The 23,266-nt window shown below is 70.0% G+C and carries 17 protein-coding genes and 1 tRNA gene; 13 read left to right on the top strand and 5 right to left on the bottom strand.

The genetic code is table 11. The features are described 5' to 3' along the window. Positions 1 to 57 precede the first annotated feature (57 nt). Complete coding sequence (locus QWJ41_RS03460) at positions 58 to 2,115, bottom strand: ATP-binding protein (RefSeq protein ID WP_302705774.1); 2,058 nt, start codon at positions 2,113 to 2,115, stop codon at positions 58 to 60. A gap of 126 nt (positions 2,116 to 2,241) precedes the next feature. Between QWJ41_RS03460 and QWJ41_RS03455 the strand changes: the two genes are divergently transcribed. The 8 genes from QWJ41_RS03455 to QWJ41_RS03420 all read left to right on the top strand — a co-directional run bounded on the left by QWJ41_RS03455 (position 2,242) and on the right by QWJ41_RS03420 (position 10,762). Next, complete coding sequence (locus QWJ41_RS03455; RefSeq protein ID WP_302705773.1) at positions 2,242 to 3,825, top strand: phytoene desaturase family protein; 1,584 nt, start codon at positions 2,242 to 2,244, stop codon at positions 3,823 to 3,825. Positions 3,826 to 3,891: 66 nt separating this feature from the next. After that, positions 3,892 to 3,964, top strand: a tRNA-Lys gene (locus QWJ41_RS03450). A gap of 210 nt (positions 3,965 to 4,174) precedes the next feature. Then, positions 4,175 to 5,371: a GAF domain-containing sensor histidine kinase gene (locus tag QWJ41_RS03445; RefSeq protein WP_302705772.1), complete on the top strand. Its 1,197-nt coding sequence runs from the start codon at positions 4,175 to 4,177 to the stop codon at positions 5,369 to 5,371. A gap of 65 nt (positions 5,372 to 5,436) precedes the next feature. Then, positions 5,437 to 7,062: a phytoene desaturase family protein gene (locus QWJ41_RS03440; protein ID WP_302705771.1), complete on the top strand. Its 1,626-nt coding sequence runs from the start codon at positions 5,437 to 5,439 to the stop codon at positions 7,060 to 7,062. Positions 7,063 to 7,097: 35 nt separating this feature from the next. Continuing rightward, complete coding sequence (locus QWJ41_RS03435; protein ID WP_302705770.1) at positions 7,098 to 7,457, top strand: hypothetical protein; 360 nt, start codon at positions 7,098 to 7,100, stop codon at positions 7,455 to 7,457. 72 nt (positions 7,458 to 7,529) lie between these two features. Next, complete coding sequence (locus QWJ41_RS03430) at positions 7,530 to 9,008, top strand: MFS transporter (RefSeq protein WP_302705769.1); 1,479 nt, start codon at positions 7,530 to 7,532, stop codon at positions 9,006 to 9,008. Between the two features lie 55 nt (positions 9,009 to 9,063). Next, a complete protein-coding gene (locus tag QWJ41_RS03425; protein ID WP_302705768.1) occupies positions 9,064 to 9,483 on the top strand; it encodes a PPOX class F420-dependent oxidoreductase in 420 nt (139 codons plus the stop codon). A gap of 127 nt (positions 9,484 to 9,610) precedes the next feature. After that, entirely contained in the window at positions 9,611 to 10,762 is a 1,152-nt protein-coding gene (locus QWJ41_RS03420) for a hypothetical protein (protein ID WP_302705767.1), read from the top strand. A 37-nt stretch (positions 10,763 to 10,799) separates the two neighbouring features. On the opposite strand, the gene QWJ41_RS03415 is transcribed toward QWJ41_RS03420, so the two are convergent. Next, entirely contained in the window at positions 10,800 to 12,404 is a 1,605-nt protein-coding gene (locus tag QWJ41_RS03415) for a penicillin acylase family protein (protein WP_302705766.1), read from the bottom strand. A 29-nt stretch (positions 12,405 to 12,433) separates the two neighbouring features. Here QWJ41_RS03415 and QWJ41_RS03410 point away from each other — a divergent pair, with 29 nt between their 5' ends. The 4 genes from QWJ41_RS03410 (at position 12,434) to QWJ41_RS03395 (ending at position 18,804) form a co-directional block, all read left to right on the top strand. Next, the gene (locus tag QWJ41_RS03410; protein ID WP_300388479.1) at positions 12,434 to 13,999 is read left to right on the top strand and encodes a site-specific integrase; all 1,566 of its coding nucleotides are present in this window, start codon (positions 12,434 to 12,436) and stop codon (positions 13,997 to 13,999) included. 104 nt (positions 14,000 to 14,103) lie between these two features. Further along, the gene (locus tag QWJ41_RS03405; RefSeq protein ID WP_302705765.1) at positions 14,104 to 15,819 is read left to right on the top strand and encodes a hypothetical protein; all 1,716 of its coding nucleotides are present in this window, start codon (positions 14,104 to 14,106) and stop codon (positions 15,817 to 15,819) included. Beyond that, the gene (locus tag QWJ41_RS03400) at positions 15,806 to 17,989 is read left to right on the top strand and encodes a hypothetical protein (protein ID WP_300388483.1); all 2,184 of its coding nucleotides are present in this window, start codon (positions 15,806 to 15,808) and stop codon (positions 17,987 to 17,989) included. The genes QWJ41_RS03405 and QWJ41_RS03400 overlap by 14 nt, the downstream gene beginning before the upstream one ends. Before the next feature lie 299 nt (positions 17,990 to 18,288). Beyond that, positions 18,289 to 18,804 (top strand): hypothetical protein, encoded by a 516-nt coding sequence (locus QWJ41_RS03395; RefSeq protein WP_300388485.1) that lies wholly within the window; start codon positions 18,289 to 18,291, stop codon positions 18,802 to 18,804. A gap of 521 nt (positions 18,805 to 19,325) precedes the next feature. Here QWJ41_RS03395 and QWJ41_RS03390 read toward each other — a convergent pair. Both QWJ41_RS03390 and QWJ41_RS03385 read right to left on the bottom strand, forming a co-directional pair. Then, positions 19,326 to 19,985, bottom strand: a complete 660-nt coding sequence (locus QWJ41_RS03390; RefSeq protein ID WP_302705764.1) for a hypothetical protein — start codon at positions 19,983 to 19,985, stop codon at positions 19,326 to 19,328. A 71-nt stretch (positions 19,986 to 20,056) separates the two neighbouring features. Continuing rightward, positions 20,057 to 20,626, bottom strand: a complete 570-nt coding sequence (locus QWJ41_RS03385) for an HAD domain-containing protein (protein ID WP_302705763.1) — start codon at positions 20,624 to 20,626, stop codon at positions 20,057 to 20,059. Between the two features lie 204 nt (positions 20,627 to 20,830). Here QWJ41_RS03385 and QWJ41_RS03380 point away from each other — a divergent pair, with 204 nt between their 5' ends. Further along, positions 20,831 to 22,072, top strand: a complete 1,242-nt coding sequence (locus QWJ41_RS03380) for an MFS transporter (protein WP_300388491.1) — start codon at positions 20,831 to 20,833, stop codon at positions 22,070 to 22,072. A 317-nt stretch (positions 22,073 to 22,389) separates the two neighbouring features. Here the strand turns inward: QWJ41_RS03380 and QWJ41_RS03375 are convergent, their stop codons facing one another. Next, positions 22,390 to 23,247 (bottom strand): penicillin acylase family protein, encoded by an 858-nt coding sequence (locus tag QWJ41_RS03375; RefSeq protein ID WP_302705762.1) that lies wholly within the window; start codon positions 23,245 to 23,247, stop codon positions 22,390 to 22,392. Positions 23,248 to 23,266 lie beyond the last annotated feature (19 nt).

Genomic DNA, 23,266 nt, shown 5'->3' with positions numbered 1-23,266 from the left:
GGAGCTGCTGGGACGGGGACTCTCGGGCAACGGTAGTTGAATGTTGGATATTCCGCGTCAGACCATCGACGGCAGCTCCACCACGAACGTGGTGCCGGCGCCGGGCTCCGACTCCGCGCGCAGCGTGCCGCCGTGCTGGGTCACCACCGAGTGCGCGATCGAGAGGCCCAGGCCGCTGCCGGGGATCGCCTGCGCCTGGGCCAGCGAGGAACGGAAGAACCGACTGAAGAGACGGTCCTGCTCGGCGAGCGGGATCCCGATGCCGGTGTCGGCGACGGTGATCGTGCTGCCCTGCTCGTGGCAGCGCAGGGCGACCTCGACACGGCCGCCGCGCGGGGTGAACTTGACCGCGTTGCCGACCAGGTTGATGACCACGCGCTCGAGCATGTCGCGGTCGCCGAGGAAGGGCACCGGCACGTCGGGCACCTCGACGCCGATCGGCACGCCGGCCCGCTCGCCGCCGGGCGAGACGACCGCGCAGCCGGCCCGCACGACGGCGACCAGGTCGAGCACCTTGTCCTCGAGCCCCAGTCCCGACTCCTGGACCCTCGAGAGGGTGAGCAGGTCGTCGATGAGGACCAGCAGCCGCTCGCTGTTGGCCGCCACCTTGGCGACCGCCGAGCGCTGCTGCGCGCTCAGGTCGCCGAAGGAGCCGTCGCCGAGCAGCTCGAGGTAGCCCTGGATGCTGGTGATCGGGGTGCGCAGCTCGTGGCTGACGCTCGAGACGAAGGCGTCCTTGACGGCATCGACCTCCTGCATGCGCGCCAGCGCGTCGCGCAGCGCCTCCTCGGCAGCCACCCGGTCGGTGACGTCCTCGGAGGTGCTGACGTAGCCCAGCACCCGGCCCGCCTGGTCGGTGATGCGCCCCAGCGTCATCGAGTGGGTGCGCTCGGTGCCGTCCTTGCGCACGAAGCCCATGTCGGCCCCGGCCATGTCGGGCTCGAGCATCCGCGCCGAGACGCTGGCGAAGTCGTCGTCGACCTCGAGCTCGTGGGCCTTGGCGCTGACCTGCTCGGCGGTGTGCAGGACCTGCGTCGACAGGCCCGCGGCCTCGCGCGCCGACCAGCCCAGCAGCCGCTCGGCCCCCGGGTTGAACAGGGTGATCCGACCCTGGCGGTCGGCGCCGATGATGGCCATCCCCGTGGCGCTCTGCACGATCCGGCCCAGCGTGTCGCGCTCGGCCGCCGCTGCCCGCGCCGCCTCGACGCTCTCGCCGACGCGCAGCAGCAACGGCACCACGATCAGCGCGCAGGTGGCGGCGTACGCCGCGAGCAGGACGGACCGCACGTCGCGCGGCAGGTCGAGCAGCACCGGCACGTCGGCGAAGGGGCCCCGGCCCGCCGTGGTCATCGCGATGGCCACGCCCAGCACCACCACGAGCTGGGCCAGCGCCTGGCGCGGGCTGACCCGCAGGGCGCTCCAGGCCAGCAGCGGGACCAGCACGAAGACCACGGAGGGGAACATCGCCGGGGCCAGCACGGCGGGCGCGAGGACGAGCACCGCGACCCACTGCAGCACCCGCTCGGGACGACGGGCCAGGGGGCCGTGGGTGGGCAGCCGGGCCCACAACGGGGTGAGCACCAGCTGGGAGGCCAGGTGGGAGGCGCCCAGGGCCAGCCCGACGAAGCCCGGATCGCCGAAGCCGGTCACGGCCGAGGTCAGCGCGCCGCCGACGAGGCCGACCAGCCCACCGAGGAGGCAGGCGCCCAGGTAGCGGCGCAGGTCCCGGTCGGCCCGGAGCCGCCACGGACCCTCCGCGCCCCCCAGCAGCACCCGCGAGACCAGCCACGTCTCCAGCCCGATCGTGGCGGTGTAGCCGGCGACGACCCCGGCCGGGCGGGCGGAGAACGAGAGCGTGAGCAGGGCCAGCGCCAGCACCACGCCCAGCAGCGCCGGCGCGTGGCGACGCGGGGCCAGCACCAGCACGCCCGTCGCCACCCCCACGGGCCAGATGCCGATCACGTGGCCGTCGTCGGGGGCCGCGCGCACCGCGGCCAGGCCCAGCAGCACGACCACCCCGAGCAGGGCCGCCACGCGGACCTCCCAGCGGCCGAGCCAGCCGGGCCAGCCGGGCCAACCGGGCCAACCGGTGGCGCTCGTCGAGCTCGTCGGCACGACGCTCCCTTCCCAGGACGGCGGCGGCTCCCCTGCCGCGCCGGGCCCATCGTGACACCCGCACCCGCCCACGACACGCGCGACACCGAGGATTTGTCGAGGCACGCGCTCGACTACCTTGGCCCGATGAGTCCGGCCTCCCCCTCGCGCACCCACTACGACGTCGCCGTGGTCGGCGGTGGCCACAACGGCCTGACCGCCGCCGCCTACCTCGCCCGCGCCGGCCTCTCGGTGCTCGTGCTCGAGCGCCTAGACCACACCGGCGGCGCCGCGGTGTCGGCCCCGGCCTTCAGCGGTCACGACGTGCGGCTCTCCCGCTACTCCTACCTGGTCTCGGTGATGCCCGACGATCTGGTGCGCGACCTCGACCTCGACGTGCGGCTCACCTCGCGCCGCACCGCGTCGTACACCCCGACCCTGCGCGACGGCACGCCCGGCGGCCTGATGGTCCAGCGCCCCGAGGGTGAGGAGACCGCGCGCTCGTTCCGCGAGCTCACCGGCGGCGACGACGAGTACGCCGCGTGGTGCGACTTCTACGCCGGCGTCGGTCGGCTGGCCGAGGTGGTCGCCCCCACGCTGCTCGCGCCGCTGCCGCACGAGCGCGACCTGCGCGAGCAGGTCGACCCCACCATCTGGCGCGACATCGTCGAGCGCCCGCTGGCCGAGGCCATCGAGCGGCGCTTCGCCGACGACACCGTGCGCGGGGTGATCGGCACCGACGCGCTGATCGGCACCTTCGCGTCGCTGCACGACCCCTCGCTGGTGCAGAACCGGTGCTTCCTCTACCACCTCGTCGGCAACGGCACCGGCGAGTGGCGGGTGCCGGTGGGGGGCATGGGTGCGGTGACCGACGCAATGGCTCGCGCGGCCATCGGTGCCGGGGCCGAGGTGCTCACCTCGGCCGGCGTCTCCGCCATCCGCCCCGGCGAGGGCTCCCCCGCCGAGGTCGACGTGCACACCGGCGACGGCCCGCGCACCGTCACCGCCACCACGGTGCTGGCCAACGTGGCGCCCTGGGTGCTGCGGATCCTGCTCGGCGAGCCCGAGGACGCCGCCTCGAAGCCGGTGGGCGCACAGCTGAAGATCAACCTGCTCCTCGACCGGCTGCCCCGGCTGCGCTCGGGGGTCGACCCCGAGGTGGCCTTCGCCGGCACGCTGCACCTGGCCGAGGACTACACCGAGATCGAGCAGGCGTGGGCCGACGCGGCCGCCGGCCGGGTGCCCACCCGGATGCCCGGCGAGGTCTACTGCCACTCGCTGAGCGACCCCTCCATCCTGGGCTCGGCCGCCCCGGGAACGCACACGATGACCTACTTCGGGCTGCACACCCCCGCGACGCTCTTCGAGCACGACGGGGAGGCCGCGAAGCGGCTGGCGGTCGAGCGAGCGCTGGCCTCGCTCGACGAGCACCTGGTCGAGCCGATCTCCTCGGTCGTGGCGCGCGACGCCGAGGGCAACCCGTGCATCGAGGCCAAGATCCCCCAGGACATCGAGGCCGACCTCGCCATGCCGGGCGGGCACATCTTCCACGGCGACCTCGACTGGCCATGGGCGCCGCCCCGCGCCCGGCTCGACACCCCCGCCCAGCAGTGGGGCGTGGCCACCGGCGTCGACCAGGTCCTGCTGTGCGGCTCGGGCAGCCGCCGCGGCGGAGCCGTCTCCGGCCTGGGCGGCCACCACGCCGCGCAGGCCGTCCTCGAGGCCCGCTGAGCCGACCAGGGCCCCTCGATTTCGACTCCGCGCCGGCCGCTGGTAACGTTCACGTCGCTTCACCACGCGGCATTAGCTCAATTGGCAGAGCAGCTGACTCTTAATCAGCGGGTTCGGGGTTCGAGTCCCTGATGCCGTACCGATCACCACGCTCGAGGCCCTCACGCAGAGATGCGGAGGGCCTCGAGTGCTTCCACCCGGCCCGCGCTCCCGCCGGCCCGGTCTGGACCGGCCCTGGTCCACCACGGCCGCCTTTTACCGTCCTGCCGGCTCCGGGGCCTCCCCCGTCGTAGCCTCGACCCGGGTCGCTTTCGTGGAGGGACGAAGCGGCACGGGGCTGGGAGGACCCATGGCGCACGAGCGCGGCACCGCCTCGGCGGTGGACGGCCATGCCGGTCTGGCCGACCGGGGCACGGCCGAGCGCGCACTGACCGCCCTGCGCGCGGTCACCGACGCCGACCTGTCCGACCTGCTCGCCCTGGCCGCCGACCTGACCGGCGTGGAGGTCGCGGCGCTGGCCGTCGCCGACGACGAGTCCTTCCACTACCCCGTCACCGTCGGCACCGATGCGTTCACGACGCCGTACGCCGAGGCGCTGTGCCGCCGAGCGCGTGGCGTGCCCGGCCTCTTCGAGGTGCCCGACACCACGCTCGACCCGCACCTGCAGGACTCACCGCTGGTCACCGGGGAGCGGGCGGTGGTGCGCTTCTACGCCTCGGCGCCGCTGACCACGTCCGGCGGGCAGGAGGTCGGCCGCTTCTGCCTCTTCGGCACCCGTCCCCACCAGCTCGACGAGGAGCAGCGGCGGGTGCTGGCGACGCTGGCGGTGGCGGCCAACCGCATCCTCGAGCTGCGGCTGCGCCGCCTCGCACCCAGCCAGCCCCCGACCGCCGACGTCGTGGCGATCGCCGCGCAGATCAGCCACGACCTGCAGTCACCGCTGGCGACGCTCACCATGAGCCTGGGGATGCTCGAGGGCGACGGGCTCGACGTGCCGACCCGGTCGTCGGTGCTGGCGATGGCCTCGCGCTCGGTGGAGCGGATGCGCGGCATGGTCGAGGGCACCCTGCGCCTGCACGACCTGGCGCACGAGCCGCCGCGCCACGAGGTGGTCGACCTGCGCGCCCAGGTCGAGCAGCTGGTCTGCGACGAGCGCGACCAGTGGGAGCGCTCGGGCGGACGCGTCGACGTCGGACTCCTGCCCACGGTGCTCGGGGACCCGGCCCAGGTGAGCCTGGTGCTGCAGAACCTGCTCCAGAACGCCCGCAAGTTCGCGCGCCCGGGGCACCCGCCCGAGGTGGCGGTCAGCGCGACCCGGGAGGACGACCGGGTGCGGGTCACGGTGCTCGACAACGGCGTGGGCATCCCGGTGGAGCGCAGAGCCCGGGTCTTCGACCTCTTCGCCCGCGCCGGTGACGGCCAGGGGCACGGGATCGGCCTGGCCACCGTCGCCCGGATCGTGCACGCCCACGGCGGGCGGTGCGGCGTCGACGACGGCCCTGCGGGCGCAGGCGCCGCGCTGTGGTTCGAGCTGCCCGGGGCCTGAGCACCGACGCCGGACCGCCGGTGCGGGTGGTGCGTGGTCACCGGACGGCTGGCACCGTGGGAGCGGTGAGCACCTCGAGTCCCGGGAGCCCCGGTCATGACGCGGTCGTCGTCGGCGCCGGCCACAACGGCCTGGTCGCCGCCAACCTGCTGGCCGACGCCGGCTGGTCGGTGCTGGTCGTCGAGCAGCAGGACCAGGTCGGCGGCGCGGTGCGCAGCGACACCGAGGTGCACCCCGGGTTCGTGCACGACACCTTCAGCGCCTTCTACCCCTTCGCTGCCGCCTCGCCCGTGATCTCCGGCCTGGGCCTGGAGGAGCACGGCCTGCGCTGGCGGCACCCACCGGCCCCGCTGGGCCACCCGTTCCCCGACGGCGGCTGGGCCCTGGTGCACCCCGACCGCCATGACACCGCGGCCGGCCTCGACGACGAGCACCCCGGCGACGGCGAGGCGTGGCTCGAGCTGTGCCGCACCTGGGACCGGGTGGGCGAGCCCCTGCTGTCGGCCCTGCTCGACCCGTTCCCGCCGGTGCGCGGGGGGGCTCGGCTGCTGTCGCGGCTGCCCGGCGCGGGCGGCCTGCACCTGGTCCGCGAGCTGCTCACGCCGGCGGCGTCGTTCGGCGCCCCCCGCTTCGGTGGTCGCGGCGCCCGAACGCTGATCGCGGGCAGCGCGGGCCACGCCGACATCCCGCTCGACTCCACCGGCTCGGGCGCCTTCGGCCTGATCATGACGATGCTGGCCCAGAGCGTCGGCTTCCCGGTGCCCGAGGGCGGCGCCGGCCGGCTGACCGAGGCGATGGCCCGTCGCCTCGAGTCCCGTGGTGGCCGAGTGCTGCTGGGCACCGAGGTCGAGTCCGTCGAGGTGCGGGGCGGCCGGGCCGTGGCGGTGCGCACCCGGGAGGGCGAGCGGTACGCCGCCCGCCGCGCCGTGGTCGCCGACGTGTCGGCGCCGTTGCTCTACGGCCGCCTCCTCGACCCCGCCGACCTGCCCTCCCGGGTCGCGCGCGGCATGCGGTCCTTCGAGCTCGACCCCGCCACGGTCAAGGTCGACTGGGCGCTCTCGGGGCCGATCCCCTGGGCCGGGGCGCCCGCGGTCGCGCCGGGCTCCTTCCACGTGGGCGACTCGCTCTCGCAGCTGCAGGGCGCGCTGGCCGAGGTCGCGGCCGGCGGAGTGCCGGAGCGCCCCTTCCTGCTCGCCGGGCAGATGACCACCAGCGACCCGACCCGCAGCCCGGCCGGCACCGAGTCGCTGTGGGCCTACACCCACGTGCCCCAGTCGGTGGGTGCCCGCTGGGGCCGCGACGACGTGGAGCGCTTCGGTGACCGCGTCGAGGCGCGGATCGAGGAGCTCGCCCCGGGCTTCGGCGACCGCGTGCTCGCCCGGCGGGTGCTGGGCCCCCGCGACCTGCAGGAGCGCAACGCCAACCTCGTCGGCGGCGCCGTCAACGGCGGCACCTCCCAGCTGCACCAGATGCTGGTGCTGCGGCCGGTGCCGGGGCTGGGCCGCCCCGAGACCGGGATCGGGGGTCTCTACCTGGGCTCGAGCTCGGCGCACCCGAGCGGCGGGGTCCACGGCGCACCCGGCGCCAACGCGGCCCGTGCCGCGCTGCTGCACCACCGGCTGCACGCCCCCGTGCGTGCCGGGGCCGGGCTACTGGCCCGGCTCAACCGGTCCGCGACCCCCGGCGGGTAAGCGCCGGGCCCAGCCCGCGACCTACCGTCGAGGCCATGCCCACCATGAAGCTGTCCCGTGCCCTGTCCGCCGCCACCGCGTCGTACGGCGCCTATGCCCTGGCCCGTCCCTCCCACCTGCCCGACGCCCTGGGCTCCCAGGCCGGCGACCGCGATGGGCTCGAGCTGCTCTCGCAGTCCTACGGCGTGCGCGACCTCGCCGTGAGCGCCGCGGGCGTGTTCGGGTCGCCGCGCGTGGTCAAGGCCGCGATGGCGATCCGGATCGCCGCCGACCTCGGCGACTGCGCACTGCTGGCCGCCCGCACCGAGGGCGACGTGCGGCGCAAGGTGATGGGCGTGACCCTGGGCTGGGCGGGGCTCAACGCCGTCGCGCTGCTGGTCGACCGGAAGGCCTGAGCGCCTCCGGCGCCGGGCTACACTCCCCGGGTGCTTGGTTGTCAGGCACAACCATCACCGAGGAGGAACCGGGTGCCGTCGCTCACGAGGTCGTCGTTCTCGACCCTGCGCCGGCGCGGCGACGAGCGCGTCACCTTCGCCGTCCTGGCGGTGGCGGTCGCGTCGTTCGTGATGCTGCAGTCGCTGGTGGTGCCGGTGCTGGCCCAGCTGCAGGTCGAGTACGAGACCGACCAGGCCACCGTCACCTGGGTGCTGACCGCCTACCTGCTCTCGGCCTCCATCGCCACGCCGCTGGTCGGTCGCCTGGGTGACGCGGTCGGCAAGCGCCGCGTCCTGGTCATCGCCCTGGCCCTGCTCACGCTCGGCTCGGCGCTCGCCGCGCTCTCCCCCACCATCGGCTGGCTGGTCGCCGCCCGAGCCGTGCAGGGCGTCGGCGGCGGCGTGATGCCGCTGGCCTTCGGGGTCATCCGCGACGAGTTCGCCCCGAGCCGGGTCAACGGCGCGCTGAGCGTGATGGCCTCGCTGACCGCCGTCGGCTTCGGCGTCGGCATCGTGGCCGCCGGTCCGGTGGTCGACACGCTCGGCTTCACGTGGTTGTTCTGGCTGCCGATGATCGCCACCGCGCTGGCCGGCGCGGGCGCCCTGCTGCTGGTGCCCGAGTCACCGGTGCGCACCCCCGGTCGTCTCCCGGTGCTGCCCGCGGTGCTGCTGGCCGGGTGGCTGGTCTGCCTGCTGCTGGGCGTCAGCCAGGGCAACGTCTGGGGCTGGGGCTCCGGGCGGGTGGTGGGCCTGCTCGTCGCCGCGGCGCTCCTGCTGGTGGCCTGGGTGCGCGTCGAGACCCGCGTGCCGGTGCCCCTGATCGACATGACGATGATGCGCCAGCGCGGCGTGTGGACGGCCAACGCGGTGGCCGCCTTCGTCGGCTTCGGGATGTTCGCCTCCTTCGGCTTCCTGCCCCAGTTCCTGCAGAGCCCCGTCGAGACCGGCTACGGCTTCGGCGCCTCGATCAGCGAGTCGGCGGCGCTGCTGCTGCCCTCGGCGGTCGCCAGCTTCCTCGTCGGCTTCGTCACCGCGCGCCTGGTGCGCCGCCTGGGCGCGCGCACCGTGATCGTGGCCGGCACCCTCGGCAACGCCGTCGCCTTCGCCTCGGTGGCCCTCTTCCACGACCACACCTGGCAGCTCTACCTGGCCACCACCCTGCAGGGGCTCAGCTCGGGGTTCGTCTTCTCGTCCCTGGCCGGCGTGGTCATCGGCGCGGTGCCCGCGCACCAGACCGGGGTGGCCAGCGGCATGAACGCCAACATCCGCACCATCGGCGGTGCCGTGGGCTCGGCCGTCATGGCCGGCATCCTGACCGCCGACGTGCTGGCCTCGGGCTACCCGACCGAGCGGGCCTACGTCGTCGGCTTCCTGGTGCTCGCCGGCGCGATGGCGCTCGCCGCCCTGGCCGGAGCCCGCATCCCCGACTCCCGCGAGCCGCGCAGCGCCGGCGCCCTCGCCGACGCCGACAACGCCGAGCTCGGCCACGTCCCGGCAGCGCCCGCGCGCTGACCGGCCCTCCTCATCGGGGGTGGCGCAGCCGGGCGCCGACGACGAGGCTGGCGGCATGGAGATCGAGAAGGCGATGACCGCCGTGCGCGGGACCCACCAGTCGGTGCTCACCACGCTGCGCCGCGACGGCCGGCCGCAGCTGTCCAACGTCGTGCACGCCGTCGACGAGCAGGGCGTCATCCGGGTCTCCACCACCGCCGACCGTGCCAAGCACGCCAACCTCCGGCGTACGCCGTGGGCGGCGCTGCACGTCAACGGCGACAGCTTCTGGTCCTACGCGGTCGTGGAGGCCGACGTGACCCTCTCGGAGGTGGCCGGCGCCCCCGACGACGCGGCCACCGACGAGCTCGTCGAGCTCTTCCGGGCGATCTCGGGCGAGCACGACGACTGGGACGAGTACCGGGCTGCCATGGTCGCCGAACGGCGCGTGGTGCTGCGGCTGCACCCCACGCGGGCCTACGGCGCACTGCGCTGAGCCCGACCCGTTCCGCAAGGAATCCGCAAGGTTGGCACCAGCGGGCACAAGGTCTGCACAAGCCGGGCCCGACGGCCAGCCCAGCACGACAGGGTGGTCTCATCACCTGCTGATCGAGGAGACCACCGTGCACCAGACCACCCCGCCCACCCGCTCACCGCGCCGCGCCGCGCTGGCCGGTGGCCTGAGCGCCCTGTTGGCACTCGGCACCGTCGTGGCGCTGAGCGCCTCTCCGGCGGCGGTCGCAAGCCCCCCTGACCGCGACCAGGTCTGTGACGATCTCGACTCCGAGAAGCGCGACACCACCGGCGACCCGATGACGGTCACGCTCACCGCGCCTGCCGGCTTCCTGATCAACCGCTACTGCGTCAAGGCCGGCAGCATCAACCAGGGCGACGGTCCGCAGTACGTCGAGCTCGACACCCCGCTGGCCTCCATCGCCGTCAGCTACACCTCGACGGTGAGCAACAAGGGCAAAGCGATCTCGCACTACTCCTACTCGTGGGTGCCGGCTGCCACCTCTCCCGCCCCGGAGCCGGAGCCCGCGCCCGAGCCGAACCCGGAGCCGAACCCGGAGCCCGAGCCCGACCCGGTGCCGAACCCGGAGCCGGAGCCGGAGTTCCCGCCGAACCCCCCGACCAACCCGGGCGGCCACTTCGACTGGAACTGGAAGTACGCCGACCCCACGTGTGCGGGTCTCGTGGTCGCCTACCCGAGCGACCTGCCGCAGGGCCAGGCCAACGACATCAACATCCGGCTGCGCACGGCCACCGGTCAGATCACCCTGAACTACCACAACAACGAGGGCACCTGGTCGGGCACGCGGGCCTTCCCCTACTCCCAGCACCGGAACTGGCCGGCCGGGACCACCGACTACACGGTCGAGTGGATCCAGGTCGCCGGCACCAACTACCACTGGGAGGACGGGCTGCGCTGCCTCCTCGAGACCGACGGTGACGACAGCACCCTCGACGTGCCCCGCGCCGTGACCGCCATCGACGACTTCGACGCCGACAAGGTCAAGCTGCGCCGCGGCCAGCGGGTGGGCACCGACCTGGTCACCATCGACCAGCCCGGCCTGGAGTCCGTCGAGCTGCAGCGCCTCGCCAAGGGCGACTGGACCACCAAGCGGACCCTGCCGGCCGACACCGGGCGCGTGCTGGTCTCGTTCCCCAAGGAGCGCAAGAAGGGCACCTCGCGCTACCGCCTGGTGGTCCCCGGCTCCGAGTCGGTGACCGGCGCCGTCACCGACGTGCTCAAGGTGAAGGTCCGCCGCTGAGGCGAGGCCTCCACAGCAACCACACGGACCGGGTCCGTCAGCGGGTGACCACCTGCCGACGGATCCGGTCCTTGCGGATCCGGGCGTCGGTCCACGCGAAGCGCACCCACTTCTCCTGGGAGAACAGGCGGGTCTGGTCGCGCGAGAACGGCGAGCGCGGGTCCTCCGACTGCCCGTAGGTCAGGATCGTGCGGGCGTCGAGGCCACGGCGGCCGCGGTAGCTGATCGCCTGGATGTGCGACGAGCCGTAGGTGATCGGCCGGTAGCGGTCGGCGTGGTCGACGACGTCGCGCGAAGCCAGGGCGTTGGCGTTGCCCACCGCGTCGCCGGTGCCGCCACCCAGGCCGTAGGGCCGCGCCCCCCGGTCGCCGGCGACCTGCAGGCTCCCCCAGCGGGCATCGAAGGCGAGGCCGGCGTCGCGCACGGCATCGATCGCCGCCTGCATCGCCTCGACCACCTGCGGGTTGTCGGTGTTGAGGTCGCGCGGGGTGTGCAGCGGGTCCTCCGGGTCGAAGGGGGTGCGCCACACGGTCTCGACCAGGTCGAGGGGCACCGAGGGCAGCCGCGTCACGAACTCCTCGAAGAGGTGCACGCCGCGCGAGCCCTTGTCGGAGCGCCCGTCCCAGGCCGACAGCGCGGCGCAGGCCTCGGTCTCCCCCGTCTGCGCGCAGACCTCGTCGAGGGCGCCGTCGGCGCGCATCACCTCGGCGGCCATCACCCGGTTCTCGTGCTGGTGGCCGCGGAAGCTGCGCGGGGTCTCCTTGCGCCCGGCCGCCAGGCGATCGGCGACGTAGGCGGAGACGACCCGGGTGCGCATCGTCCGCTCGCAGCGCTCGCAGCCGATGATCGCGGCGTACCCCTCGAGGCGCACCTCGTCGTTGGGCACCCAGTAGGAGTCGTTGGCGTTCATCACCCAGTCGCGGCGCACCACCGACGGCAGGTTCTCGGGGCCGAAGATGCCGGGGCGCTGGGCGTCGTCGTCGGCGCCCCACGCGCACGACGAGGAGGCGCGGGTGCCGTCGAGGCCCGGCAGGCCCGCCACCTGCTCGAGCACCCGGCCCACCGGGGTCATGCACTGCTGGGCGAGCGCGTCGGGCACGTTGGGCACCACCGAGTGGTCGGCGTAGAGCACCCGGCCGTCGCGGTCGGCGGCCGTGGTGTTGACCCACGGCATCCCGGCCCCCGCGTCCTGGCGGCGCAGCAGGTCACGCACTCCGGTGGCCTTGCCCATGTCGAAGAAGGTGTCGATGGTGCGCAGGTGCTCGGCGTTGGCGTCGCGGATCGCCCAGACCGAGGCGGCGCCCCACGGCATCAGGGTGTCGGGCGAGTCGACGACGTACCCCTCGGCGGTGCGGTAGAGGTCCTCGGTCACGGTGCTGACCCGGCCGTCCTCGCCGAGCACCTCGACCTCCACCTCGCGGCGCTCGATCGGCTGCGGGCCGGCGTCGGTGAGGTACGTCGTCGGGCCGAGCGTGAGGTACTCGTAGGGCGTGAAGCGGTAGGCCGTGGAGACGGTGTGGCTCCACGCGACGTCCTTGTTGAAGCCGATGTTGACCGCGGGCGAGCCGACGAGCGAGGCGCCGGCGACGTCGTAGCGGCCCGGGATGGTCAGGTGCTGCTGGGTGCACTGTTCTGGGGACATTACGACTGTTCAAGCCATACACTGTTCAAGTGACGCCAGCCGAGAACGAGCCAGGAACACACTGGCTAGTGCTCTTCGTCGACCAGGACAAGCAGGTACCGGTACACCTGCATCCCGACCTCGTGGCACTGGCCGATCTAGCCGACGAGGAGCAAGCCCACGGGGTCACCTCGGGCACGCCAATCATCGTTTCGCCTGAACTCGAACTCGACCCACGACTAGTCGCTTTCTGCACTCAGGGTCCCCTCGCTTCGAGACGTGACCTGACCAAGGACGCGTACGCCCGCAACATCGCCGACTGGTGCTCGTTCCTCTGGAGCGAAGACCTGACATGGACCGATGCGACAGAAAGCCACTACGACGACTACCGGCGCTGGCGGACTGATAGGAACCTGCATCGCTCGCCCCTGCCTGGTGAGCGGAAGGTGCACATCCGCGAGTCGTCATTCGATCGTGCCCACTTCGCTCTCAAGTTGCTCTACGACTGGGCCGTGAAGCAAGGACACGTGGACCAGTCGCCCGTCCCAGAAGCGCGACCCGCTAAGTCGCCCAGGGGACGCAGTAGGCCGACAGGTCACGCGTCGCGTCCTGAGCGCTTTCGCTGGGTCACCCCAGCCTCTTATCAGGTATGGCGCAACGTCGGGCTGCTTGGGCACGAAGCAGTTCGGCGAGACCGTGCTGTCGTTACCGGACCGCCACTCACCTCATGGCGTGGACACAACACAGACCGGGACAGCGCACTGACCGACCTCATGATTACCTCGGCGCTGCGCAGTGGCGAGCAGCGGGCGCTACTGCTACCCGAGATGCCTGAGCACTCGATTGACCTGCGCTTGGCCACTGAGACCGCGAAGTACCGGAAGAGCCGCATCTACACGCCGCTCCCGTTGGCGTTGGATCGGGTTGCGCGTTACTGCCAGGGCGAGCGAGCCAGGGCGGTACGGCGAGCCCAGGCTGCTGGCCGCTACGAGACACGCGCCACCAGTGAGCGGCTGCTCGTCGTTCGCTGGGTCCAGGACGGACGAGACCTGGCATACGAGGCAGAGGACGGGCGCTGCGGGCTGCTCGACGACTTGACCATCATCGAGCGCTCTCGGGTGTTCGTACGAACTGAGGGCGGCGAGTTGGAACCACAGTCGCTGTGGCTGAAGGACGACGGTTCGGCCATGACGGAGGACGCTTGGAAGAAGGTCTTCCGACGTGCCAACAACCGCGTCCTCACGCAGTGGGAGGGCCTCGGTGCAGACGTTCGGACCGTGCCATGGATTAGTTCTCACAGCCTGCGCTTCTCGTTCGCCCTGTACGTGCTCGCAGCCCTGCACCGGCGCATCGACGAACGCGACGGACGTGACCCCCACGGCGCATACGACGAACGGAACTACGAGACCGCCTACGACATCGTCAGGGACATGCTGGGACACGCCTCTGTGGTGACTACGAAGGACATCTATCTGGAGCCCGTGAAGCGGCTCCGCAGCGCCAGCCTCTTTAACGATGTAGCAACCGCGACTGACCTGTCGGAGGTCATCGCCAGACTGGTTGGCGATAGCGACCGCGTTCTCGACACCGGCACCGTGTTCGAGAGCGGGGACTGATGCCGCAATCACCCAAGCGTGCCAAGGGACAGCCCATCCCGTCACGCCTCGACGCAGGCCGTCTCTCACTAACCTGGACGGTGCCGGGCGAAGACGAGCCACGGGTGATTGACCTCAGCGGCGAGCCGGGGTCAGTAGCCCTGCGGCTTGACATGCTGCGCGCGTTCGAGGAGAAGACCAAGGTCGACTGGCGCGAGACCGCCACCGTGTTCCGGGGGCTCAACGCTGCCAGGCATCTGCTGGGCAAGTGTGACGAGCAGGGCATCGGGTCTCTCGCCGACCTGCAAGTCGACGTGTACGCCGCAATGGTGGAGGACCTCGCCACCGGTTGGTCGGAAGCGACACTGCAGACCTTCAAGGTGCACATCAGGTCTCTGCTCCTTGTCGCGCCGAACCTCCCCATTCGGACCGCGTGGTTCGTTGGCACACGGACGGGAGGACGCCGAGGAGAGAGCGACCGCGCCGCTTACACCAGAGACGAGTTCCTGGCGCTCGCTGATGCTGCACAACGAGTGGTCAGTCAAGCCCACCGGCGCATCACCCGCGCCTATGCGGACGCATTCGTCGGCTCAACACTTCCCGCGTGGCGCGACCTCCCGGCAGGGTCAGAAGACCGGCGCAAGCGCCTCCTCTGGTTACTGCTCACAGATAGTGAGCGGCCGACCTATGCCGTCTACAAAAGGGACCTGGGCTCTCCTTCTGTAACGGACTTGCGATACCCCGACGCGAACTCTTGGTACATGTTCAAACACTGGTTCCTTCTCACGGCAAGAGAGGCATCAGCCGCAGCGACCCTTCTCACCTGTCGCGAGGGTTACAACACCAGCACCATCGACCGACTCACCGTTGCAGACCGAAGCGTTGGCGTAGGCGACCCCGACAGCGAGTTCTTCGCTGTGCTCAATGACAAGGCCCGGCGAACAAGCAATCGATACTTCACGAGCATCCACGAGGACTCGAACGACGACATCGAAGATCCGGAAGAGGCTGCTCACGAGGTGGGATCTGCCACGCTGCGCACGGGACGAGTGTTCAGGCTGCTACACGAAGCCACCGACCCGGCGCGGCATCACGCCTCCGCAAGAGGGCTAGCCACTACGACTCTGCTGATATACGGCAGCCCCGGACCTGCCATCACCAAGACGAGTGGACATTCCCAGCGCAGCCTCATGCAGGGGCTCATGTCCGGAGTGCCGGACCAGTACCGAGATGGCGGCTGGATACCGACCGGGTTGCACCTCGACTTCCAGATGCTTCACCGGACGTACCAAGTCGTCATCGATCGTGCGCCCACCCACAACACCCGCAACACCCACACTCGCGCGTACCTCGCCAAGAACCCCGAAGCGCGAGCGCAAGCAGACGCGACAGCGCGAGACGGTTTCACGCAGTCGGTCGCCACCGCGCACCAGCGAATGGCGCTGCGAATCAGCGCCGAAGCCGAGGTCAGCGCCGAGGTCAACTCAGGACTCAAGGACACGGCGACTGTTGCGTGCGCCGACATCACCCACCACCCAGTCACCGGCACCATCTGCCGCGACAACTTCCTGATGTGTCTTGCTTGCACCAACGCCATCGCCACCGCCCGTCACGTACCCCGACTGGCTCTACTTCATGGGGCTCTCGAAGACTTGCGAAGCACCATGACCAGCACGGCTTGGGAACAATGGCGCGACGATTACCTGCGCCTGCACGCCTTCCTTGTCAACGAGGTCCGGCTCGACCAAGACGGCATCCGAGAAGCCGCGCAGCGAGCCACCAGGGCCGACCGTCTCAACGTATCGCGCGTCCTCGAAGGAGCCCTTGATGTCGACCAGTGACGCGGAGTGGGTGGAGGCTCTCGCGGAAGAGGTCGATGCCGGAGAAGTCGTCAGCCTCAGTCCCGACACCCCCGCAATCGAGTCCCATCGCATCCTGAACACCGCCGCTGCCGTCCCTGTTGCAGGGGATGACCGGTGGGACCTCTCCGCACTCAACCAAGACCCAGGCGTGTCCCCCGTCGCGCTCGTGTTCACAACCACCCGCGCCACTGGAGTCGTCTACCACCCAGAGCGCATCGAAACGCTCAAGCGAATCGCTTACCTCCTCATCAACCGCCGCGTTCCGGCCACTGTCGCCATGGCTCCTGACAGCAAGCCAGGGTCTCCCTACGTACCGGCCCCCTCCGTCTACCAAACCCTTCGCGCCCTGCGCCGGTTCATGGAGTGGGCTGAAGCCATCGCCGAGGCTGAGGTCCTAGCCGACTGCACGCCCGCCCTGATGGACCAGTACGCCAACGCTCTAGCCCAGAGGGACATCGAAGACCAGTCGGTAAGAGCAAGCCTCTACCCACTGTGGCGACTGAGCCAGATGGCGAAGTGGCTGCCCTCACAAGACCAACTCCCCGTGCCGTCCTGGAAGTGGGACACCCCCGGCACTGGGCGGGTGCAAGTCGACCCGGACGGGTCCGCTTTCGCTGTCATCGACCCCGAAGTTCTGGACCCGCTGCTCACCTGGTCCTTGGCTTACGTGCGTGACTTCTCACGCGACCTCCTGCCCGCACGGGACCTGGTGCGGAATCGTCTAGCCTCTGCTCGACCGGTCTCCGAGGAAGAGGTCGGGGCCTGGATGCGTGACTACCTCCAACAGACCGGACATCGCATCCCGCTCGATCCGCAGTTACCGAGGCCCACCCCAGCCCTGCACTACCTGTCGTACCTGTCCGGCATCGACTACACATCACTCAGGGTCTGGTGGGATACGCACCGCAAGCGACGACCACTCATCATCCGCGACCGCGACCTGCGATGCGACCTCGGTGTGACCGTCACCGCGACGCTGCACGACGGCCTCCCCTGGGCCGACGACATCGAGTTCTACGACGTGTCCAAGGGCAACCAGACGCGCGGAGTCAACGGCGCTCGGGCGCTTCGACATCTCCAGACGGCGTGCTTCATCGTTCTGGCCTACCTCAGTGGATGCAGGCCACAAGAGTTGCGCACTCTTGAACGCGAGGGCTGCATCATCGAGGTCCCGGCACCAGAACCAGGCGGCATCACCGGCTACCTCGTGCGAGGAACCCTTCGTAAGGGCCAGGAGTCCGGTGGCACGAGTGAAAAGTGGGCCACCATCAAGCCCGGAGCAGACGCGGCGCATCTCGCATCCAGGCTCGCTGAAGACAGTCGCTGGCTCTTCCCTGGGCCTGACGGCAAGCCCATCAGCACCGTGCGAATCAACGCCCGCATCGACGACTTCATCAAGCACGTCAACAACCTGCCGCTCCAGGACCGACTCCCCGGCGCATTCCGCATCGGCGGCGACCAGGAACCTGACGTCACGACCCGGCAGTTCCGACGCACCGCGTCCTGGAACATCCTGAACCAGCCGGACGGTGAGTTCGCACTGGGCAACCAGTACAAGCAAGCGAGCACCACGCTGGGCCGAGACGGCTACGCGTCGATGCGCAACGCTGGCGTGACGAAGATGATGGACGCCGACGCTGCCGCCGTCCACCGAGCAACCCTGGTGTCGGTGAGCGAAGCAATCCTGAACGGCGCAGGAGTGTCTGGTCCCTCAGCGGACCGACTCATCGCCGCAGCCCAGTTGGCCCAGCCTCTGAGAGCCGTTTACGTGGCGCCAGCGGCCCTTGCGGAGATTCTGAGCGACGCCGACGCGCAGGTGTACGACAACCCAAGTCAGCACAGCCTGTGCGTCTACGTGCCTGCCCGAGCCAAGTGCGCAGGCACCGACGACGCACCCGACCGTGGGTCCTGCGTCAGAAACTGCACCTGCCATGCCCGCACCGACATCCAGATGGACGTTCTCGCGAAAGAGGCGGAGCGCAACCGCATCGAAGCCGAATCACCCCTGACCCCGGAGCCCCTCAGGGTTCGACTCCTCCAGGTCGCAGAGCAGGCGGAACAGGACGTCGACCAACACCACCGTGAACGCAGGTACCTGCCGATAGTCGAAGTGACCAACCAAGCGGGCGGGGTGTCCGATGGCGACTGAAGCACCAGGCTGGTGCAAGCGATGCCTCAAGCCCATCGAGCAGGCTGAGCGACGCCAAGGTCGGGCTCGTGAGTTCTGCGGCGATGCCTGTCGCCAAGCCCACGGACGTGCCCAGCGGACCCACCGGTTACTCGTGAAAGAGGTCGGTCTCAGCGAGGCCCAGGTCGGACGGCTACTCACTCTCTTCAAGGTCAGCGAACGTGACGTGAGGCTGTCACGTTCTGGTTCGGAGCAGGAGGCTTCTGATGCCACGACGTGACCCAAAGGTGGTGCGGGCTATCCAGGCAGCGTCCCAAAGGATGCTTGACGGCAACCCCATCGAAGTCGAGGTAGGGCGTCTCAGCGTCATAGCCCTGTCTGAGGAGTCCGGGGTAGCGCGCACACGGCTCAACCGCGAGTACAAGGAAGAACGCGACGCACACACCCTTGCAGTGCTGAGGGCACAAGCACCAGGCGAGCCGACCACTCCGAGGGAACGAGAACTACGGGACCAGGTAGCGACCCTCACCGACCAGGTCGAGGTCCTCAACGACCAGCGGCTAGGGCTGTCTCAGTTGCGGGACTCTTGGAAGCAGGCTGCCGAACACTTCATCCGAGCCGCACACGTCAAGCAGGTGGAGGTCAACCGTCTTCGTGAGAAGGACGCCGTGTCGATGAAGGTCCGAGCGCGGCTCAAGAACGAACTGGAAGACGCCATCGCGAGAGCCGAGCAGGCCGAGTTCGAACTACTGCAACGCGAAGCCCAGCCGGGCCAGGCGACACCTGTTCGGAGCCTTCGTCCTGTCGGTTCTTCCGACATCCCAGACGAGGTCTGACTGGGTGTGTCCCTATTGGTGACGCCAGTTACCGGATCTGCCGATGTCCGGATGGGTCTTACTAAGCCTCACCTATGGGAGCCACCACAGAGCGATCGGCGGGACACACCCACACCGCACTCGACTCGACAACGCTCGCCTGCAATGGGTGACTCGCGGGGTGGCTTGGGCACGGAGGCCAGTTGGTGCGTGCGGAGCCCCACAATTGGTCCTCGATGGCCCATTCCTGCACCTGGTCGGCCGCCTGCGCAATGCGTTCTTCGCAGGATGCTGCCCGTCGCACTGACAGTCCCGAGCCGCTGCCGTCTGCGCTCCACATCATGCAAGACACGTACGCGCGGTCGCCGATCCAGTCGTCTTCGTCAAGTGTCGGCGCGTTGATCTGCGCGCGAGCCAAGTCGCGCAGCACGGGCGCGACCGACTCCCCCAAGACCGGGTCCATGGCTGCACCATCTCAGGTCTGGGCTCCCAGCGTCCGCACATGCCGCAACCGCATCTCGCTCGTGCCGATGAGCGGACGGTCAGCGGCTCATCTTTTCGGCGTCACTCCCGATGCGCACCGGGGACAGGCGCCCTGCCCAGCGGTTATCGAGGTTGACGCTCTCAGGAACGGTCCAGTTCAGGTCGCGGTTGGTCAAGAGTGCCTGCACGACCTCGAACGTATCGCCCGTGCCATACGCGGTCATGGTCAGAGAGCCGCCGTCATCTGACTGCCGGAACCCTTCGACCGTCCTCTTGGACGACCGGAGCACGACGAAGTCCCCGGCGTCGGAACTGCCTGATTCACATGGCAGGTCCACTTCGTCGCAAGCCCCGACTATGGCACGGTCGTTCGCAGCCAGCACCACTCGAACTAGCGTCACCGGCGCATCCTGCTTCCAGCGGACGTACACCTCGGTTGAAGAGTCCGTCTCATCCACGGACACGTCAACGGGCCGACTCTGGCTCACTACAGTGTTCGCGGCGAGTGCGGCGACGGCGCGTGCCTCGATGACGACCTCAGAGGTCGGCTGTACATCCTCGACTCCCCGCGTACTCGTCGGGTCACTTGAGTCGCTGCAGGCTGAGAGAGCCATCAGCATGAGAGCGCCAGCAGGCGCGACACCGAGTCGTCTACGCATGGAAGCCATCTTGTCATCGGCGTAGACGACTGTTCGACGCTTCCTATGATGCGCGCTCATCTGCCGCGATCCGCGCAGTCGCGCGAATTGCAGTAGCGAGCACCTGATGCACTGAACGTCGGAGGTAGGGGTTACCGACGAAGTGCCCGTTCGATATCGGCCAGTTCGTGCGGAGTCAGCCCGCGCTCGGCGTCGGGCGCGATGAGGTGCGCCCTGATCCCCCGTTCCTGCAGTCGCGTTGCACAGAACTCGCCTCTCGTTTGCTCTGCGTGCTCGGAGGCTTCCCCCTGATCGAGTTTGCGGCCCAGGTCATCATCGCACCAGACGATGGTGGAGACGTCGTAGTTGTCGTCCAGCCACGCGTCAAGGGCCCACCACTTCCACCAAGGCATAAGGTCCCACGCCTTCCCAGCGCGCTCGTGGGCGCGAATGCGGCCCTCCTCCGGACCGGCGATCGATGGCCAGTCACGGCCTGGAAAGGGACGCATTGAGGACCGCATCTCGGCGTCCCAGTCAGTGAGCCACCAGGACCGCACCCCCGGCACCTGAGCAAGCGCATCGAGTCGCACGCACAGGCTCGCGGAGACGAGCACCGGACCCAGCAGCCGACCCGCGACGACGTCATCTCCCCAGGTCGTCGTCCCGTGAAGAGGGGACACGACGCCATCCACGTCGACTACCAGGGCTTTGGTGTCCCTCACGTGGCAGGTCTACCGGAAGCCGCCGACATGATGCCCCTCAACCCGCGATGCGGCTTGCCTACAGGTGCACACATCTGGCGCGTAGCGTACGCCCGGCGACCATCCGGTTCTGCCGCCGTCCGCGCGGTCGTGCCGATGGACGTGCGCTTCTCCCATTCTGTAATTGACTGGGACCTGTCCGCAGGCCGTGAGAGGTTGTGCCCCATGTCTTCTCTCGGGCGCGACTTTCGGTGGCTGTGGTCCGGCAACGCAGCGGGCAACATGGCTGATGGCGTTGCCTTCGTGGCCATCCCTCTGGTCGCGACCTCGATCACCACGAATCCGACCTTGATCGCTGGGCTGGCCCTCGTGTACTCCGGAGTCCGGATGCTGTTAGTGGTGCCGGTGGGGGTGATCGTCGATCGGGTAGATCGACGGCTGCTGATGTGGCTGCCGAATGTGCTCAGAGGCGCGACCCTTCTCGCGCTGTCGCTGGCCTTCGCCGTCGGCGTGGAGTCCTTGCTGCTGTTGTACATCGCCTTCGCCCTCGTCGGCGTAATGGAGATTGCCGCCGACAACGCCGCCATCTCAGTCCTGCCCGACTTGGTCGAGCAAGATGATCTGGACCGGGCGAACGGACGCATCGCGACTGCTCAACTGGTGGCCGACGAGTTCGTCGGGCCTCCGTTCGGAGGTTTCCTGTTCGCCCTCGCGGTCGCTGCGCCTCTAGCCGCAACAGGGGCTCTCTACGGGGCAGCGGGGCTCTTGTTCCTGGCTATACCCCGTCAACCACGCCCGGCGCAAAGCGACGTAGGTGCAACCAAAAGGCCCTCGATGTGGCGCGATGCCGCTGCGGGCGCCACCTGGATCCGCAGCCAACAGTTGCTGCTCGGACTGGCGATTACCGGCGGCCTCGCGAGCGTCGCTTACATGATGACCTTCTCCATCATCGTGCTCTACGCCACCGAGACCCTCGGCGTGACATCCACCGGCTACGGCCTGATCCTCGCCGTTTCGTCACTGGGCGGCCTCCTTGCCTCTGCCTCCACAGCGAGGATGCGGCAGTTCCTCGGTTACAGGCTGTTGGTGCCGGGGGCGCTGGCTCTGGGCTCGATCACCATGCTGGGGCTCTTCTTCACGACCAGCCCCTACGTCGCAGCCGTTCTGCTCGCGGCCTACATTTTCCACGTCACCGCCTGGAACATCTGCGTCGTATCACTGCGTCAGCGACTGGTGCCCGACGACATGCGCGGGCGGCAGAACAGCCTATTCAAACTCTCAGGCCTGATCGGGCTCGTCGTCGGAGCAGCCATCGCAGGCCCCATCGCCTCCACCGCCGGGCTTGCCACGCCCTTCGGCATAGCCGGGCTCATCTTCGGCGGCTGCACCGCCTACACGGCCTGGCTGCTGACATCTGAACCCGACGTCGCCAGCCGTGTCACAGTCACCACCGCCACCCCCAACTAGCCGAGAACCGCATGTGGTCTGGGCGATGTACAGCATCGCGTCCACCATGCTCCGCAGGTCGTCGGCGTTGCCTGCGGCCCCGCTTGCCCGGCGCGTCGGGGACAGGCTCCAGCAGGTCCCGCTGCTCATCGGTTCGGTCACTGGGGTACGGCATGCGCCGCACGGTGCCTGTGCAACTCGCCCAGCCATCGGGATACACCCAGTGACAGGTCTCCCAGCCATCCTCGTGGCGGGTCATCATGGTGTACCGGTACCTGCTTGTCCTGGTCCACGAAGAGCACCACCGAGTGTGTAAACAGAACAGCCCTGGGAGGTCCCTATAAGAAGTGGTAGCGACCGCGCCACGGGAAGTGCGGGTTGCCCAGCAGCATCCCGCCACCCGTCGAGGTGGCGGCCGAGCCGGCTGCGGTGGCGTTGGAGCCGAAGGGTGCCTCCGGGTCGCGGCCCAGCGCGGCGAGCAGCGCGTCGCGGTCGACGTCGGCGGCGCGCACCGGCAGCGAGGGCAGGCCGGGGTCGCCCGGGCCCGGCGGCGCCGCGTCGGCGATCTGCGGCACGAAGACGCCGGTCGAGGCGAGCAGGTTGGCCAGGTAGACGCCGTACCAGAGGTCGAGGGTGGTGACGTCGGGGCGCACGTACGCCGCGCCGCGGCAGGCCTCGTCGCGCACGTCGTTCTCGCGCACCCACTCGTTGACGCCGGCCACGTAGCCCTTCACCAGCGCCCGCGCCTCGCGGCCGGGGCCGCGCACGTCGTCGGCCAGCAGGGTCTCGACCACCTCGCGGTCGCGCAGGTCGGTGACCAGCGTGTCGACCTGCAGGTTGGTGGCGTCGAGGGTCACCTGGTCGTTGTAGCGGGCCTCGGGGCCGAACCAGCGCGAGCGCTCGCCGCGGCCGGTGACCAGGGTGTCGAAGAGCGTGCAGGCCGTCATCTCGGTGGCGGCGTAACCGCTGCCGAGGCCGAGCGAGGTGACGTCGCGCGCCTCGATGTGCGGGATGCCGTGCTCGGTCCAGGTGATCTCGGCACGCAGGCCGGCCTTGCCGCGCTCCTGCAGCACCTGCTGGGGTGCCGGCTGGGCTGCCGGCTGGGCCGCGCCGCTGAGGGAGACGGTGGCCAGCGGCGCGAGGACCGCGGCGGTGAGCGTGGCGATCAGCCGGGCGGGCCGGCGGGTGGGGGGCATGACTGCCCTAACGGCGCGG

This window comes from Nocardioides cremeus (genome assembly GCF_030518195.1).
GTDB lineage: Bacteria > Actinomycetota > Actinomycetes > Propionibacteriales > Nocardioidaceae > Nocardioides > Nocardioides cremeus.
Note: the sequence above shows the minus strand (reverse complement) of the source record. Positions and strands in the feature narration are given on the sequence as shown.